Origin of the sequence: Tranquillimonas rosea (assembly GCF_900111315.1) — a bacterium.
Classification (GTDB): domain Bacteria; phylum Pseudomonadota; class Alphaproteobacteria; order Rhodobacterales; family Rhodobacteraceae; genus Tranquillimonas; species Tranquillimonas rosea.
This window is the reverse complement of sequence record NZ_FOGU01000005.1, coordinates 128,689-144,115: the sequence shown is the minus strand read 5'-3', so window position 1 is coordinate 144,115 and position 15,427 is coordinate 128,689. Positions and strand designations below refer to the sequence as shown.

The 15,427-nt window shown below is 70.4% G+C and carries 14 protein-coding genes; 6 read left to right on the top strand and 8 right to left on the bottom strand.

Annotated elements, in window-relative coordinates; genetic code table 11:
* Positions 1–70: 70 nt before the first annotated feature.
* Complete coding sequence (locus tag BMZ25_RS09900; RefSeq protein WP_092692976.1) at positions 71–1,492, top strand: alkaline phosphatase D family protein; 1,422 nt, start codon at positions 71–73, stop codon at positions 1,490–1,492.
* A gap of 250 nt (positions 1,493–1,742) precedes the next feature.
* On the opposite strand, the gene BMZ25_RS09895 is transcribed toward BMZ25_RS09900, so the two are convergent.
* The 5 genes from BMZ25_RS09895 to BMZ25_RS09875 form a co-directional block, all read right to left on the bottom strand.
* The gene (locus BMZ25_RS09895) at positions 1,743–2,363 is read right to left on the bottom strand and encodes a queuosine precursor transporter (RefSeq protein WP_092692974.1); all 621 of its coding nucleotides are present in this window, start codon (positions 2,361–2,363) and stop codon (positions 1,743–1,745) included.
* 91 nt (positions 2,364–2,454) lie between these two features.
* Positions 2,455–3,342 (bottom strand): esterase-like activity of phytase family protein, encoded by an 888-nt coding sequence (locus BMZ25_RS09890; protein ID WP_177190436.1) that lies wholly within the window; start codon positions 3,340–3,342, stop codon positions 2,455–2,457.
* Positions 3,315–4,232: a penicillin-insensitive murein endopeptidase gene (gene mepA / locus BMZ25_RS09885; protein WP_092692969.1), complete on the bottom strand. Its 918-nt coding sequence runs from the start codon at positions 4,230–4,232 to the stop codon at positions 3,315–3,317. Before mepA ends, BMZ25_RS09890 begins: the two co-directional genes overlap by 28 nt.
* Positions 4,205–5,563: an MFS transporter gene (locus tag BMZ25_RS09880; protein WP_092692968.1), complete on the bottom strand. Its 1,359-nt coding sequence runs from the start codon at positions 5,561–5,563 to the stop codon at positions 4,205–4,207. The genes mepA and BMZ25_RS09880 overlap by 28 nt, the downstream gene beginning before the upstream one ends.
* A gap of 63 nt (positions 5,564–5,626) precedes the next feature.
* Positions 5,627–6,160, bottom strand: a complete 534-nt coding sequence (locus BMZ25_RS09875) for an acyl-CoA thioesterase (protein WP_092692965.1) — start codon at positions 6,158–6,160, stop codon at positions 5,627–5,629.
* Positions 6,161–6,301: 141 nt separating this feature from the next.
* Here BMZ25_RS09875 and BMZ25_RS09870 point away from each other — a divergent pair, with 141 nt between their 5' ends.
* From BMZ25_RS09870 to yaaA, 3 genes are all read left to right on the top strand, one after another.
* A complete protein-coding gene (locus BMZ25_RS09870; RefSeq protein ID WP_092692963.1) occupies positions 6,302–6,589 on the top strand; it encodes a YggT family protein in 288 nt (95 codons plus the stop codon).
* 116 nt (positions 6,590–6,705) lie between these two features.
* Positions 6,706–8,742 carry a DNA helicase RecQ gene (gene recQ / locus BMZ25_RS09865; RefSeq protein WP_092692957.1) on the top strand — a complete coding sequence of 679 codons (2,037 nt, stop codon included), beginning with the start codon at positions 6,706–6,708 and terminating at the stop codon, positions 8,740–8,742.
* 58 nt (positions 8,743–8,800) lie between these two features.
* On the top strand, positions 8,801–9,565 hold the full coding sequence (yaaA, locus tag BMZ25_RS09860) for a peroxide stress protein YaaA (RefSeq protein WP_092692954.1): 765 nt from the start codon (positions 8,801–8,803) through the stop codon (positions 9,563–9,565).
* Positions 9,566–9,571: 6 nt separating this feature from the next.
* On the opposite strand, the gene bktB is transcribed toward yaaA, so the two are convergent.
* Positions 9,572–10,747, bottom strand: a complete 1,176-nt coding sequence (gene bktB / locus BMZ25_RS09855) for a beta-ketothiolase BktB (protein WP_092692951.1) — start codon at positions 10,745–10,747, stop codon at positions 9,572–9,574.
* Positions 10,748–10,880: 133 nt separating this feature from the next.
* Between bktB and BMZ25_RS09850 the strand changes: the two genes are divergently transcribed.
* Together BMZ25_RS09850 and BMZ25_RS09845 are read left to right on the top strand one after the other, a co-directional pair.
* Positions 10,881–11,993 carry a THUMP domain-containing class I SAM-dependent RNA methyltransferase gene (locus BMZ25_RS09850; protein WP_092692948.1) on the top strand — a complete coding sequence of 371 codons (1,113 nt, stop codon included), beginning with the start codon at positions 10,881–10,883 and terminating at the stop codon, positions 11,991–11,993.
* Between the two features lie 61 nt (positions 11,994–12,054).
* Positions 12,055–12,684: a sulfotransferase family 2 domain-containing protein gene (locus BMZ25_RS09845; RefSeq protein WP_092692946.1), complete on the top strand. Its 630-nt coding sequence runs from the start codon at positions 12,055–12,057 to the stop codon at positions 12,682–12,684.
* Positions 12,685–12,712: 28 nt separating this feature from the next.
* On the opposite strand, the gene BMZ25_RS09840 is transcribed toward BMZ25_RS09845, so the two are convergent.
* Together BMZ25_RS09840 and uxuA are read right to left on the bottom strand one after the other, a co-directional pair.
* On the bottom strand, positions 12,713–14,182 hold the full coding sequence (locus tag BMZ25_RS09840) for a mannitol dehydrogenase family protein (protein WP_092692944.1): 1,470 nt from the start codon (positions 14,180–14,182) through the stop codon (positions 12,713–12,715).
* A complete protein-coding gene (gene uxuA, locus BMZ25_RS09835; protein WP_092692939.1) occupies positions 14,179–15,390 on the bottom strand; it encodes a mannonate dehydratase in 1,212 nt (403 codons plus the stop codon). The genes BMZ25_RS09840 and uxuA overlap by 4 nt, the downstream gene beginning before the upstream one ends.
* Between the last annotated feature and the right edge of the window lie 37 nt (positions 15,391–15,427).

The window sequence follows — 15,427 nt, the reverse complement described above, 5'->3', positions numbered from 1 at the left end:
CGCTTGCCGGTCTGTTGCGTGGGGTCGTAACGATGACGGACACAGACCAAAGGGGATCGACGTGGATGACATGACACGGCCTGCGGCCGAGGCCGGACCGATCCTCTACTTTCGCGGGGCCGAGGGCGCCCGCGTGACGCTGGCCGTCCTGACGATCCGGCACGACGACGTGATGCCCGGCGCGGTGACGACGCCCCTCGGCACGGCCGAGCCCACGCGGATCTGCGCGCGGGCCGGGGCGGTGGCGTGGCGGCACGACATCGTCGTGCCCGCCGGTGCGGACGCCTGGTACGATTTCGAGGGCACGCGCTATCCGGTGCATGCCGTGATCGAGGGTGACATGCGGATCGCCTATGCCTCGTGCAACGGGCAGGAGGAGGGCGACCTCGAGCGCCCCGAGGACGAGCGCAACGCGATGTGGCGCCGTCTGGGCGAGGATCATGCCGCGGCGCCGTTCTCTCTGCTGTTGCAGGGTGGCGACCAGGTCTATGCCGACGAGGTCACCAAGGCGGACCCGATCACCGAGGACTGGCCCGACATGACGCCGCGGCTCTTGGACGCGCACCGGCGGCAGGCCCTGCGCGAGACCCTGGCCGAGGCCTTTTTCCGCCGCTACGCGCAGCAGTTCGCGCAGGCCGACATCGCCCATGTGTCGGCCAGGATCCCGTCTCTGGCGATGTGGGACGACCACGACATCTGCGATGGCTGGGGCTCGTTGCCCGAGCGGCTTCTGGATTGCGACGCCGGGCGCACGCTGTTCGACGCCGCGCGCGAGGCGTTCCTGGTGTTTCAGTTCGCCTGCGCCGCGGACGAGGTGCCGCCGATCTGTCCCGATGCGACGGGCCGGAGCCTGGGCTGGCGGGTGACGCTGCCCGGCCTGACCCTGATCGGCCCCGACCTGCGATCCGAGCGGCGGCCCGACCGGGTGATGGGCCCCGCGGGCTGGACGGTGCTGACCGACGCGCTGTCGGAGGCGCGCGAGGGGCGGGTGATGCTGATGTCGTCGGTTCCGGCGCTGGGGCCGCGCCTGTCGCTGATCGAGAGCCTGATGCTGCTGACCCGCCGGATGGAGAAATACGAGGACGACCTGCGTGACCAGTGGCAGAGCCGCGCGCACCGGGCCGAATGGCAGGAGTTCCTGCGCGCGCTGCTGGAGGTGCACGGCCGCGCGCCGGTCACCGTCCTGTCGGGCGAGATCCACCTGGCGACGCGGGCGACGATGGATACCGACCACGGGCCGCTGCACCAGCTGGTGTCGTCGGGGGTGACGCATCCGGCGCCGCCGAAGGCCTGGGCGCTGACGCTTGGGGCGCTGGCCAATCTGGGCGAGGCGCCGCTGGCCAAGCACCCGATCCGCATCCGGTCGCTGCCGGGGCGGTGGGCGAAGTACACGGCAAAGCGGAATTACCTCACGCTGACGCGGTCGGGCGGCGGCTGGTCGGCCGCGTGGGAGGTCGAGGGCGCGGGGCCCACGCCGGCGCTGCATCTGTGAGCCGCGCACGAAAAGGGCCGCCGGATCTCGGCGGCCCTTCGAATGGTTAGGAGATGGGCCAGTTAGGGCCGGACGATGCGTCCGGGGGCCCAATCGGAGCGGGTCAAACCCGCGGGGCTGCCCTCAGGCGACCTGTCCTCCGACTGTTCCAACCTCTTTCTCCAACATCATTCTCGACACTGGACCACCTCCTTTCTACGCGTTTCCGATACTTGGAGGTTGGCACGGATTTTGTGTTTGTCAAAAGAAATTACGCTAGCCTTGGTCTCAAATGCCCAACGATAAGGCGGAATGGCACCAGCGCGATCACGACGAGGGCAAGCTTGACACCCCAATCGGCGACGGCCAGCGACACCCACAGCGGGACGGTCGGCCCGAGGCCCAGCAGCGGCAGCGCCTCGTTCGCCCAGGACACGTCGTTGCCCGGCTCGATGAAGCTGAGCGAGGCGGCGAAGGCGATCGAGAAGAACAGCGCGGTGTCGAGCGCCGAGCCCACGACGCTGGACGCCAGCGGCGCCCGCCACCAGCGCCCGCCGCGCAGCCGGTCGAACACCACGATGTCGGTGAGCTGTGCGGCGAGGAAGGCCAGCCCCGAGCCGAGCGCGACGCGCCAGGTGACGAGGGGGCCGAACTCACCCTGGATCTGGGTGCCGATCAGCGAGCAGAGGATGCCGGTCACGAACCCGGCGAGCACGACCTTGCGCGCCGTGGCGGGGCCGTAGAGGCGGTTCATCAGGTCGGTGACGAGGAAGGCGAAGGGATAGGTGAGCGCGCCCCAGGTGAGCCACTGGCCCAGGAGCACCTGCACGAGGATGTTGGAGGCCACGACGATCGCGGCCATGGCGAGAACGCCGGGAATGAGACGGGACATCGATGTTTTCCGTTTTCACAAGGTGGTCGGAGACTTGGTCCCGGTGCTGCGGGACAGGGGCCTGTAGCGCCGCTGGAGCTTCGATGCAAGCTCAGTCGCGCAGGCGGTACTCGACGATCTCGGTGGTCTGCAGGAACAGGAAGTTGTCGTCGGACACCATCGTCAGCCGCAGCGCGCCCGACGGATCGCGCCAGACGGCCAGCCCTTCGAGGTTGTCGTGGGTGCCGGGGCCGGTTGTCAGCAGCGTCCGGACGCGGGGCGGGCCGTCCAGGGTGACGCGGCGCACCTGAGAGGCGAACCCGAGGGGACCGAAGAACTTGCGTTCCAGCAGGTAGAGCGCGCCGTCGGGCCCGAAATCGGCGCCCACGGGGACGAAGCCGTTGGCGGAGGGGATGGTGCCGACCTGTTGCCAGCCGTCGGCGTCGCGGCGGTAGAGGGGGATCGTGTCGCCGCCATGTTCGGGCAGGGTCCAGAGCGTGCCGTCGGCGTCGATGGCCAGCGCCTCGAACCCGCGGTTCCGCTCGAGCCCGGCGAAGGCGGGCGCGGGGCGCGTGGGCCGGGCCGGGCCGCCGGCGCCGTCGTAGTGCAGGATGCGGTGCCGCCCCTCGGCCGAGACAAAGAGCGTGCCGTCGGACGCGATGGCCAGCCCCTCGGCGTCGGGCGTCGCGTCGGGGGCGCCGCGCAGGGGGCGCAACGGCCCGGACCGGACGCCGGTGAGGGTGCCGCCCGCGTCCCGCAGGAGCGTGCCGGTCACGATGCGCCCGCGGTCTGAGATGGCGGTAAAGCTGCGGCCCTCGGGGCCGACCTCGATGCCGGAAAAGCCGCCATGAGCGGCCTCGGCGCCCGACCACACGACGCGGGCCACCTGTTCGGCCGGTGCGCGATCGGCCGAGTTGCACCCGGCGGCTGCCGCAAGCAGCAGCGCCGGGGCGAGAAGGCGGAGCGGCGCCTTCAGAGCGGCGAGAGCACGGCCTGACACTGCTGCGGCAGGTCGGCCATCGTGATCGCGGATTTCGGCTTGGGCGCAGGGGCGTTCGGGTCCGGCGGCGGCGGGTCGATGATGTTGTTCACCCACTCCTGCGCGGCGGCGCAGCCGTCGCCCGGCGGCGGCGGATCCTGCGGCGTGCAGTCGGTGGCGCCCCGCGGGCAGGCCAGACGGACATGGAAGTGATAATGGTGCCCCCCCCACGGCCGCACCTTGCGCAGCCACGACCGGTCGCCCGTCTCGGTGTTGCACATGGAAACCTTGGCGCCCGGGAAGATGAAGATCCGCGCGACCGCGGGATCCTGGGCGGCGGCCTTCACCATCTCGTGCTGGAGCGGCGACCAGTTGCTGTTGGTGTAGGCGCCCTTGGCGCGGCGCATGGAGATCGGCGGAAAGCCCTCACGCTCGGACCGTGTGAGGTCGAGCCGGGGCACCGGGCGCAGCCAGATGTCGGCGTCGAGGCCGATCTGGTGGCTGGAATGGCCCGACGTCATCGGCCCGCCGCGCGGCTGCGAGATGTCGCCGACATAGAGCCCCTGCGTGCCGTTCATCCCCGCGACCTTTTGCGACAGGCGCTGGAGGAAGCGGATCGTTTCGGGGTGGCCCCAGTTGCGGTTGCGCGACAGGCGCATCGCCTGCCAGGTCGGCCCGGTCTCGGGCAGCTGGACGCCGCCGGCGAGGCAGCCCTTGGAATAGAAGCCGTAGGGGGCCGGGCTCTGCTGTGAGGCGGAGGCCTCCTGGCCGAAGAAGTTCTTTGCGACGCCGCTGCGCGTGACCTCGGGCATCTGAAGCGGTTCGGTCGCGTAGACCTGACGCACGTCGCGCGAACCGCAGGATGCAAGGACCAGGGCTGCGGTCAGGCAGACGAGGATGCGTGTGACCATTGGGCTGCTCGGCCTCCGTTGGGTTTTACCCAGCGTAGCAGCACCAGACCCGCGGCGAAAAGGATAATCAGGGGGCTGACGCCGAGGCGCTGGCTTCCGGTCAGGTCCGTCGCCAGCGCGATCAGCGCCGGGGCGAGGAACGAGGTGGCCTTGCCCGCCAGCGCGTAGAGCCCGAACCCCTCGGTCATGCGGGCGGGGTTGGCCTGCCGGACCATCATCGTGCGGCTCGCCGATTGCAGCGCGCCGCCCGCGCCGCCGATCACGCCGCCGCAGATGTAGAAAGCGATGTCGGGGACCGGCGAACCGGGCGCGACGGGGATGCCCAGCACCGCGGTTTCGCTGAGTGTGACGATGACCACGCCGACACCGGTGAGCATCCAGATGGAGGCGGCGATCACCGGTTTCGGGCCGAAGCGGTCGTCGGCCTTGCCACCGAGCCAGGCGAAGATCGCCCCGCTGACGGCGGCAATGATGCCGAACACGCCGATGTCCACCACCGACCAGCCCAGCACGCCGAAGGCGTAGATGCCGCCGAAGGTATACATCCCGTTCAGCGCGTCGCGGTAAAGCATCGACGAGCCGAGATAGGCGGCGAGGCTGGGATCCTCGGGCAGGCGCCGGATCGTCGTGCCGAGGGCGCGCAGGCTCTGGCGCACCGGCACGCGGGGCAGGGCGCGTGTCGCGTCCTCGCGCACCCAGATGAAGAACGGGACCATGAAAACGAGATACCACAGCGCAACCAGCGGGCCGACGGCGCGGGTGCCCTCGCGGGCGTCGGGGTCCAGCCCGAAGGCCGGCGGGCGGCCTAGGAAGGTGAGCCCGGCATAGTTCTCGGCCAGGAACAGCAGCATGATCACCAGCGACACGACGCCGCCCGAATAGCCGACCGCCCAGCCGGTGCCGGATATCCCGCCGAGCGCCGAGCGCGGTCCGAGCGTGGGCAGCAGCGCGTTGGTGAAGATCGTGGCGAACTCCATCCCGATCAGCCCGATGCCGAAGGCCGCGAGGACGAGCGTCACGTTCTGCGCCTCGGGTACCGCCCACCAGAGCCCCGACGCGCCGACGACGTAGAGCGCCGAGAACAGCACGATCCACGGCATCCGCCGCCCCGCGGTATCGGCCAGCGCGCCGAGGATCGGGGCGAGCACCGCGATGGTCAGTCCCGAGACGGTCAGCGCAGTGCCCCACAGCACCTGCGCCTGTGCCCCGTCGCCCACGACGGTGGCGAAGTAGGGGGCGAAGATGAAGGTCAGGAGCAGCGTGTTGTAGGGTTGCGAGGCCCAGTCGAAGGCCATCCACCCCCAGATCCGCTTGCGCGCCGCATCCGCCATCCACCGTCCCTCGTGACCTGCGGTATCAAGACCCGGATTGCACGGCGGATGCAACGGCGACGGTCAGTCGATCTCGGGCGGCCAGGGACGGGTGGCGTCGGCGGCGCCCCAAGCGTGCACCCATTCGGGCAGGGCCGGACTGTCGGGCGGCATCCCGGCCACCTCGGCGACGCGAGCGGTGGGCAGCATGCCGGTGCGGTCGGTGACGGCGGTGCGCAGCAGGACGTGGCTGGTGCAGATACCGCGCACCCACATCCCCTGTTCAAGATAGAAGAACCGCTCGTCCCAGCCGATCAGCCGGCTGCGCATCTCGATCCGGTCGAACATCCGCACCCGGCGGCGATAGCGCACCGACGCCCCCGCGACGGTCCCCGCCCAGCGTTCCCGGCGCATCAGGTCCACCAGCCCGATGCGGCGAAACAGCACAAGCCGGCCGAGATCGTAGAGCGTCAGGGTGCGGCCGTTGTTCAGCTCCATCCAGACGTCGATGTCGTGCGGCCAGCAGAGGTGGTGCGACACGTGGGTCTCGAAGAGCCCCAAAGTGGGCGCCTTGCGGTGGACGAAGGCCTCTTTCGCGAGGCGGGCGACGGGGTACATGGCGGCTCCTCGGGCTGACGCTGGGTAGATGGCGCAGCCCGCCGCCGGGGTCAAAGCGGACGCCGCGTCGGGCGCTTGTCTCTCCCGTTCCGTGTGGTTAGGTGTCGGCAGACCGAAACCTGCAGAGGATCAGGCCCGCCGATGACGTCCCTTATCCAAATCATGCTTCTGATCCTCGACGTCATCTGGTTCATCATGATCGCGCATATCGTGATGAGCTGGCTGATCAATTTCCAGGTGCTGAACCTGGGGCAGCAGTTCGTCGCGCAGCTCTGGTACGGGCTGAACCGCCTGCTCGAACCGCTGTACGAGCCGATCCGGCGGGTGCTGCCGAATACCGGCGGGCTGGACCTGGCGCCGCTTGTGGCACTGATCCTCGTCTACGCGATCCGGATCATCATCATCAACAACGCCCCCGCCTTCTACTGAGGCACCGCGCCTGATGTCGCGCCGGCCCGCCACGTGACGGGGCCGGCGGACTTGTTTGCCGGATCTTCATCTGCGATTGTTCGGCTCAAGAGCAGCACAACAAGAACCTACAGGCCATGCCCTCCGCCGACGCCCTTCTGTCGTCCGTCTTCGGATTCGACGCCTTCCGTCCCGGTCAGGAAGAGATCGTGCGGACCGTGGTCGCGGGAGAGAACACGCTTGCCATCATGCCCACTGGCGGGGGCAAGTCGCTGTGCTACCAGCTTCCCGCGCTGTGCCGCGATGGCGTGACGGTCGTGATCTCGCCGCTGATCGCGCTGATGCGGGACCAGGTGCGCGCGCTGAAGCAGGCCGGGGTCGAAGCCGGGGCGCTGACCTCGGGCAACACCGAGGCCGAGACCGACGCGGTGTTCAGCGCCATCGACGAGGGGCGGCTGAAACTTCTCTACATGGCGCCGGAGCGGCTGGCCTCGGGCGGGACGGACCGGCTGTTGCGCCGCGCCGACGTCCGCCTGATCGCCGTGGACGAGGCGCATTGCGTCAGCCAGTGGGGCCACGATTTCCGCCCCGACTACCTGCGGATCGGCGCCCTGCGCGCGGCGCTGGACGTGCCGCTCGCCGCCTTCACCGCCACCGCCGACGAGGAAACGCGGGCCGAGATCGTCACCCGTCTGTTCGGCGACGCGGCGCCGCGGGTGTTCCTGCGCGGCTTCGACCGGCCGAACATCCACCTCGCCTTTCAGCCCAAGAACAATCCGCGCCGTCAGGTCCTGGGCTTTGCCGCCGCGCGCAAGGGGCAGTCGGGCATCGTCTACTGCGCCACCCGCGCCAAGACCGAAAGCCTCGCCGCCGCGTTGCGCGAAGCCGGCCATGCGGCCTGTCACTATCACGGCGGGATGGAGGCCGAGTCCCGCCGTTCGGTCGAGGAGCGGTTCCAGCAGGAGGACGGGCTGATCGTCGCCGCGACGGTGGCCTTCGGGATGGGCGTGGACAAGCCCGACATCCGCTGGGTCGCCCATGCCGACCTGCCCAAGTCGATCGAGGCCTATTACCAGGAGATCGGCCGCGCGGGGCGCGACGGGGCGCCCGCCGAGACGCTGACGCTCTACGGCGCCGACGACATCCGCCTGCGCCGGGCGCAGATCGACGAGGGTCTCGCCCCGGTCGAGCGGAAGGCGGCCGATCACGGCAGGCTCAACACGCTTCTGGGGCTGGCCGAGGCCCTGGGCTGCCGGCGGCAGCGGCTGCTGGCCTATTTCGGCGAGACGGCCGAGCCCTGCGGCAACTGCGACCTCTGCAACGCGCCGCCCGACACATTCGACGGGACCGAGGCGGTCCGCAAGGCGCTGTCTGCGATCCTGCGCACCGAGGAGAGGTTCGGCACCGGCCACCTGATCGACATCCTGCTGGGGACCGAGACCGACCGCATCCGCGCCCGCGGCCACGACCGCCTGCCGACCTTCGGCGTGGGGCGCGACTTCGACAAGCGCCAGTGGCAGGCGATCTTCCGGCAGATGATGGGCCGCGACCTGGTTCGGCCGGACCCCGAGCGGCACGGCGCGCTGCGGATGACCGAGGCCGCCCGCCCGATCCTGCGCGGGGAAGAGGGGCTGACCCTGCGCCGCGATGCGCTGAAGGCGCCCGACCGGCCCGTGGTCAAGACCATGGTCGCCGAGGAGGACGCGCCGCTGATGTCCGCGCTGAAGGCCAAGCGGCGCGCGCTGGCCGAGGCGCAGCGCGTGCCGGCCTATGTCATCTTTCCCGACCGCACGCTGATCGAGATGGCCGAGCGGCGGCCCTCCAGCCTGGACGAGATGGCGGGGATCGGCGGTGTCGGCGCCAAGAAGCTGGAACGCTACGGCGCCGAGTTCCTGGCGGTCATCACCGGCGATGCCCCCGAAGAGCTGCATCCCAAACGCCGCAAGCTGGCCGGGCGCGGGTCCGGCGCGCTCTATGACCGGCTGATGGAGGCGCAGAGCCGGCTCGCCCGCGGCGACGACGGCACAGAGAAACCGCTGAGCTGTTCCAGTGCGCAACTCGCCCGCGTGGCCGAGGCGCGGCCCGCCGATCCCGACGCGCTTGCCCGGCTGGTCGGAGAGCGGCGCGCCGAGCGCTTCGGGTCGGCCTTTCTCGAGGTGCTGGCCGAGGGTTGAGGCACCGCGTCAACCTGCTAAGTCCAGCCGACGATAGCCGCAGGACAAGGAGCGCAGGATGCTGGTGGTGATCTCGCCCGCCAAGAGGCTGAACTGGGAAGTGCCCGCGAGCCCCCAGAGCAAACCCGATCACCTGAAAGAGGCCAATATCCTGGCGGGTCACATGCGGCAGCTGTCGCTGTCCGACCTCAAGTCGCTGATGGGGCTCTCGGACGACCTGGCCAAGCTGAACCGCGATAGGTTCCGCGCGTTCGAGGCCGAGCCTGAGATGGGCGACACCCGCCCCGCCGCGCTGGCATTCGCCGGCGACACCTACCAGGGCCTCGACGCGGCGAGCCTCGACACCGACGCCGTGACCTGGGCGCAGGATCACCTGCGCATCCTGTCGGGTCTCTACGGCCTGCTGCGGCCCCGCGACGGCATCCAGCCCTACCGGTTGGAGATGGGCAGCAAGCTCAAGACGCGGCGCGGACGCAACCTGTATGACTTCTGGGGCGACACGCTGGCGCGCGAGCTGACCGAACAGGCGCGCGAGATCGGCGCCGGGACGCTGGTGAACTGCGCGAGCCAGGAGTATTTCGGCGCGGTTGATGCCGACGCGCTGGGGCTGGACGTGGTGACGCCCGTGTTCCTCGAGGACAAGGAGGACGGCCCGAAGATCGTCAGCTTCTACGCCAAGACCGCCCGCGGCGCGATGGCGCGGTTCATCGTCGAGAACCGGCTGACGGACCCCGAGGCGCTGACCGACTTCGATTACATGGGGTATCGCCACGCGCCCGACCTGTCCGAGCCGGGCAAGCCCGCCTTCCTGCGGGCCGCCTGACGCGCCTCAGACCGAGCGGATCGCCAGGGCAATGCCCTGGCCGCCGCCGATGCACATGGTGACCAGGGCGGTGCCGCCGCCGATCCGCCGCAGCTCGTACATCGCCTTGATCGTCAGGATCGCCCCGGTCGCGCCGACCGGATGACCAAGCGCGATGGCGCCGCCATTCGGATTCACCTTCGCGGGGTCGAGCCCCAGCTCCTTGTTCACGGCGAGGGCCTGGGCGGCGAAGGCCTCGTTCGACTCGATCACGTCGAAATCTTCGACGCCGAGCCCGGTCTTGGCCATCAGCGCCCGCACCGCCGGGACCGGGCCGATGCCCATGACTTCGGGGCGCACGCCGGCATGGGCATAGCCGAGGATCTCGAACCCGGCTTTCAGACCTGCCCGCTCGGCCGCCTCGGCGCGGGCCAGCACCAGGGCCGCCGCGCCGTCGTTGATGCCGCTGGCATTGCCCGCGGTGACGGTGCCGTCCTTGCGGAACACCGGTTTCAGCCCGGCCAGTCCCTCGGCGGTGGTCGGCTTGGGGTGCTCGTCCGTTTCGAAGCGGACGGTGTCGCGCTTGACGCGCACCTCGACCGGCGTGATCTGGTCGGCAAAGCGGCCGGCGTCGATCGCGGCCATCGCGCGCTCCTGGCTTTGCAGGGCGAAGGCGTCCTGCGCCGCGCGGTCGATGGCGTGCTCTTCCGAGACGTTCTCGGCCGTGACGCCCATGTGGCCGGTGCCGAAGGGGCAGTTCAGCGCGCCCAGCATCATGTCGTTCGCGGGCGCGTCGCCCATCTTGGCGCCCCAGCGGGCCTGGGGCAGGATGAAGGGCGAGCGACTCATGCATTCGGCGCCGCCGGCGAGCCCGAACTCGGCATCCCCCAGCGCCAGTGCCTGCACCACCGAGACGACGGCCTGCGCGCCCGAGCCGCAGAGCCGGTTCACGTTCATCGCAGGCGTCGTCTCCGGAACGCCCGCCTCCATCGCGGCCACGCGGCTGAGATACATGTCGCGCGGCTCGGTGTTGATGACGTGGCCGAAGGCGACATGGCCGATCTGGCCGCCCTCGACGCCGGACCTCTCCAGCGCCGCGGTCGAGGCCGCCGCGCCGAGCGCGATGGGCGGCGTGCCGGCCAGCGCCCCGCCGAAGGTGCCGATGGCGGTGCGCGCACCGTTGAGGATCACGATTCCGGTCATGTCTGCCCCTCCCGCTGGCATGTCTCGGGGCCGAGCGTAGTGCCCTGCGCGGCCCCGTGGCCAGCGTCAACGCTGCGTCAGGACACGAAAGAAAGCCGTCGAACTGTCCGCGCCGAGCCGCTAGGAACCTGACATGACATCCGAGAGCTTCGAGATCTTCCTGGTCGCGCCGCCCGGCATGGAGGCCGTCCTTGCCGACGAGGCGCGCGCGCTCGGCTTTGCCGCGCCTGAGCCCGTCGCCGGCGGCGTCACGGTGCAGGGCGGCTGGCCCGACGTGTGGCGCGCGAACCTCGAGCTGCGCGGCGCAACGCGGGTCCTGGCGCGGATCGGCGGGTTCATGGCGTTCCACCTGGCGCAGCTGGACAAGCGGGCGCGCAAGTTCCCCTGGGCCGATGTCCTGCGGTCGGACGTGCCGGCGCGGGTCGAGGTCACCAGCCGCAAATCCAAGGTCTATCACGCCGGTGCGGCCACCCAGCGGATCGAGCGGGCGATTGCGGAAGAGGCGGGCGTGACGATCAGCGCCGAAGCGCGTGTCTGCGTGAAGGTGCGGATCGACGACAACCGGGTGACGGTGAGCCTCGACACCTCGGGCGAGTCGCTGCACCGGCGCGGCCACAAGGAGGCCGTCGGAAAGGCCCCCCTGCGCGAGACGATGGCCGCGCTGTTCCTGCGGCACTGCGGTTTCGACGGGCGCGAACCGGTGCTGGACCCGATGTGCGGCTCGGGCACCTTCGTGATCGAGGCGGCCGAGCATGCCGCGGGGCTGGCGCCGGGCCGGTCGCGGCGCTTTGCCTTCGAGGATCTCGCGACCTTCGACGCCGGTGCGTGGCAGGCGATGCGGAACCGCGGTTCGGCCGTGGATAACGGCGTGACGCTTTATGGCTACGACCGCGACGCCGGTGCGATCCGGTCTGCGCAGGCCAATGCCGAGCGCGCGGGCGTGGCGGACGCGACCCGCTTTGCCTGCCAGCCGGTCAGCGCGCTGACGCGACCCGAGGGGCCCGCCGGGCTGGTCATGGTGAACCCGCCCTATGGCGGGCGCATCGGCGACAAGAAGGCGCTCTATCCGCTCTATGCCGCGCTGGGAGAGGTGCTGGCGCAGGGTTTTTCCGGCTGGCGCGTCGGCCTCGTCACCAGCGAGGCGGGCCTTGCCAAGGCCACCGGCCTGCCCTTCCTGCCGCCGGGGCCCCCGGTGGCGCATGGCGGGCTGAAGGTGCGCGTCCACCGCACCGAACCGCTGCCCTGACCCTCAACGCCTGTCCCGCCGCCCGCCCTGACGCATCCGCGGCACAACGCCAGAGGCCCGCATGACCATCATCGTAGACAAGATCGGTGTCAGCTACTTCCCGGTGCCGAAATGCGCCTGCACGTCGATCAAGCATCTCTTCTTCGACATCGAGAACGGTGAACCCTATCGCGGCCACATCGTCAGCGGCGTGCGCCAGCACATCCACAAGGTCTATCCGGCCTCGGCGTTCAAGCCGGCGCATGCCCGCGACAACCTCTGCGTGGCGGTGATCCGCGACCCGGTGGAGCGGCTGATCTCGTGCTATACCAACCGGGTGCTGTATCATGGCGAGCTCGAGCGGATCGGGCCGCAATTCATCAAGCGCGGCGCGCAGAAGCGGCCGACGCTTGGGCATTTCGTCAATCACCTGTCGCTTTACCGCGAGGCCAGCGGCAGCGTGCGCCATCATTCCGAGCCGATGGTGCATTTCCTCGGCCACGACGCGTCGTTCTACGACCATATCTTCCGCATCGACCAGCTGGAGGGGCTCGTGGCGCTGCTCGAAGAGCGCACGGGCCGGACGCTGAGCCTGCAGCACCGGCAATCCGGCGGCCCGAAGATGAGCCGCGCGGATCTCAACGAGCGTCAGATCGAGCGTGCGCGCGCGTTCTACGCCGACGACTACGCCGCCTTCGGCCACCTGCTGTAAGGCGCCGCCCCACGAGGCGGCCGGGCGGTCAGAGTGCGGCCTCGCGGGCGACGGCCCCGGCCACCGACCCTTGCAGCATCGCGTCCAGAACGGTCGTAACCTCGTCCCGGAACCGGTCCGATTGGCGCAGGACGTCGGGTACCAGGCCCGGCAGGTCGAACATGGCGGCGACGATCGCGGGCGCGTCCTCCTGCGCCGAGAGCCGCGTGGCGATCTCGCCGGCGCGGGGATCCTGCAGCTCGTAGACCTCGCCGTCATCCTTCCGGGCCAGGCAGTGCCGAAGCCATGCCGCGACGGCGAAGGCGAAGGGGCGCGTCGGCTGGCCCCGCTCGAGCGCGTCCAGCGCCGGGGCGAAGAGGCGCTGGGGCACCTTCTCGGTTCCGTCCATGGCGATCTGGTAGGTCTGGTGCGCAAGGTTCGGGTTCTCGAACCGCGCGGCCAGCTCGGCGGCGTAAGCCTCGAAGTCGATCCCCGGCAGCGGGTCGAGCGTGGCAGCAGCGGCGGAGAGGTGGCGCCGCACCAGCGCGGCGAGGTCCGCGTCGCGCATCACGTCGCGGACATACCGCTTGCCCGAGTGGAAGCCGGCATAGGCCAGCATGGAATGGGTGCCGTTCAGCATCCGCAGCTTCATGCGTTCGTAAGGGGCGACGTCGGTGACGAACAGCGCGCCGCCGGCCTCCCATTCGGGACGCCCGCCGGTAAAGCGGTCCTCGATCACCCACTGGCTGAAGGCCTCGGTCTGCACCGCGGCGTGGTCCTCGGCCCCCAGCGCCCGCTCTGCCGCCTCGCGGACGTCGGGGCCCGGCGCGGGGGTGATGCGGTCGACCATCGACGAGGGAAAGGCGACCTCGGCGGCGATCCAGTCGCGCAGCTCGGGCGCGGTGCGGGCCGCGAGGTCGAGGATCAGGCCGCGCAGCAGCTTGCCGTTGCCGGGCAGGTTGTCGCAGCAGAGCACGGTGAAGGGCGCGATGCCGGCCGCGTGCCGCTGTTTCAGCCCGCGCAGGATCAGCCCGGCGACCCCGACCGGCGCATCCGGGTGTTCGAGGTCGTGCGCGATGGCGGGATGGGCGGTGTCGACGCCGCCGCTGGCCCGGTCCAGGCCATAGCCCTTTTCGGTGACGGTGACCGTGACGGTCCGCGTCTGTGGCGCGGCGAGGGCCGCGTTGACGGCCGGGGCATCGCCGTGGGCATGGGCCAGCGCGCGGGACAGGGCGCCGATCACCCGAACCTCGTGCGAGTCGGCGCCGGCCGCGATCACGGTGTAGAGCCCGTTCTGCGGCGTCAGCTCGTCCACCGCACCGCTTGACCGCAGGCTCACCCCGACGATCCGCCAGTCGCCACCCGAGGCGGCGAGGGCGTCGTCGGAATAGACCGCCTGGTGGGCCTTGTGGAACGCGCCGAGGCCCAGGTGCACGATCCCCTCGCCATGCGCGGCGGGATCGTAGGCCGGGACGCGGACATCACCGGGCAGGTGGTCGATACGAGACAGTCGGGTCATTCGGCGGCCTCCCGGTGGGACAGCGCCGCGATCACGCCGCGCAGTTCGGCCAGACCCCTGAGGCGGCCGATCGCGGGGTATCCCGGCTGGGCCTTGCGCGACTTGTCGTCGAGGATGTCCTGCCCGTGATCGGGGCGGAACGGGATCGAGGCGTCCGCGCGGCCGGCGCCGCGGCGGCGGGCCTCTTCGCGCAGGATTGCGGCGACCACGGCGACCATGTCGGTGTCGCCGCCCAGGTGCTCGGCCTCGTGGAACGAGCCGGGGACGGTGCCATCCTCGCGCTTGACGTTGCGCAGGTGCAGGAAATGGATGCGGTCGCCGAGCGCGTCGATCATCCCCGGCAGGTCGTTGTCCCCCCGCGCCCCGAGCGAGCCGGTGCAGAGCGTGATCCCCGACGCCTTGCTGGGCACAGCGTCCATGATCCGGGCGTAGTCGTTCTGCGTCGACATGATCCGCGGCAGGCCCAGCAGCGGGAACGGCGGGTCGTCCGGGTGGCAGCAGAGGCGGATGCCGAGCTCCTCGGCGACCGGCGCGACCTCTTTGAGGAAGGCCACGAGGTTGGCGCGCAGCGTATCCTCGCCGACTTGGGCATAGTCCCGCAGGCAGGCGCGCACGTCCTCGAGAGAGAAGGACTCGGCCGCGCCCGGCAGGCCGAAGACGACGTTGCGGGCCAACGCCGCGCGGTCGTCGGCGGACATGGCGTCGAAGCGGCGGCGGGCCTCGGCCTGGAGGGCGGCGTCGAACTCGTCGGCCGCGCCCGCGCGTTCCAGAATGTAGAGGTCGAACGCGGCGAAATCGGCAAGGTCGAACCGCATGCAGGTCGCGCCGGTCGCGACCTCGTAGGCGAGGTCGGTGCGGGTCCAGTCGAGGACCGGCATGAAGTTGTAGCAGACGACCCGAATCCCTTCGGCGGCTATGTTGCGCAGGCTGTCGACATAGGAGTCGACATGGCTGCGCCAGTTCGCGCCGCCGGTCTTGATGTCCTCGGAGACGGGCAGGCTTTCGACCACGTCCCATGCCAGGCCCGAGGGGCGTCCGTTCCGCCGCGTCGCGATCTCGGCCTTGCGCCGGGCGATCTCGTCACGGCTCCAGACGGTGCCGGTGGGCACGTGGTGAAGGGCGGTCACGATGCCCTTTGCGCCCGCCTCGCAGACGTCGTCGATCCCGACGAGATCGTTCGGTCCAAACCATCTCCACGTTTCGCGCATTCCGGTCCTCCCTTCGCTTTCGCCGGTCCGACTCGAT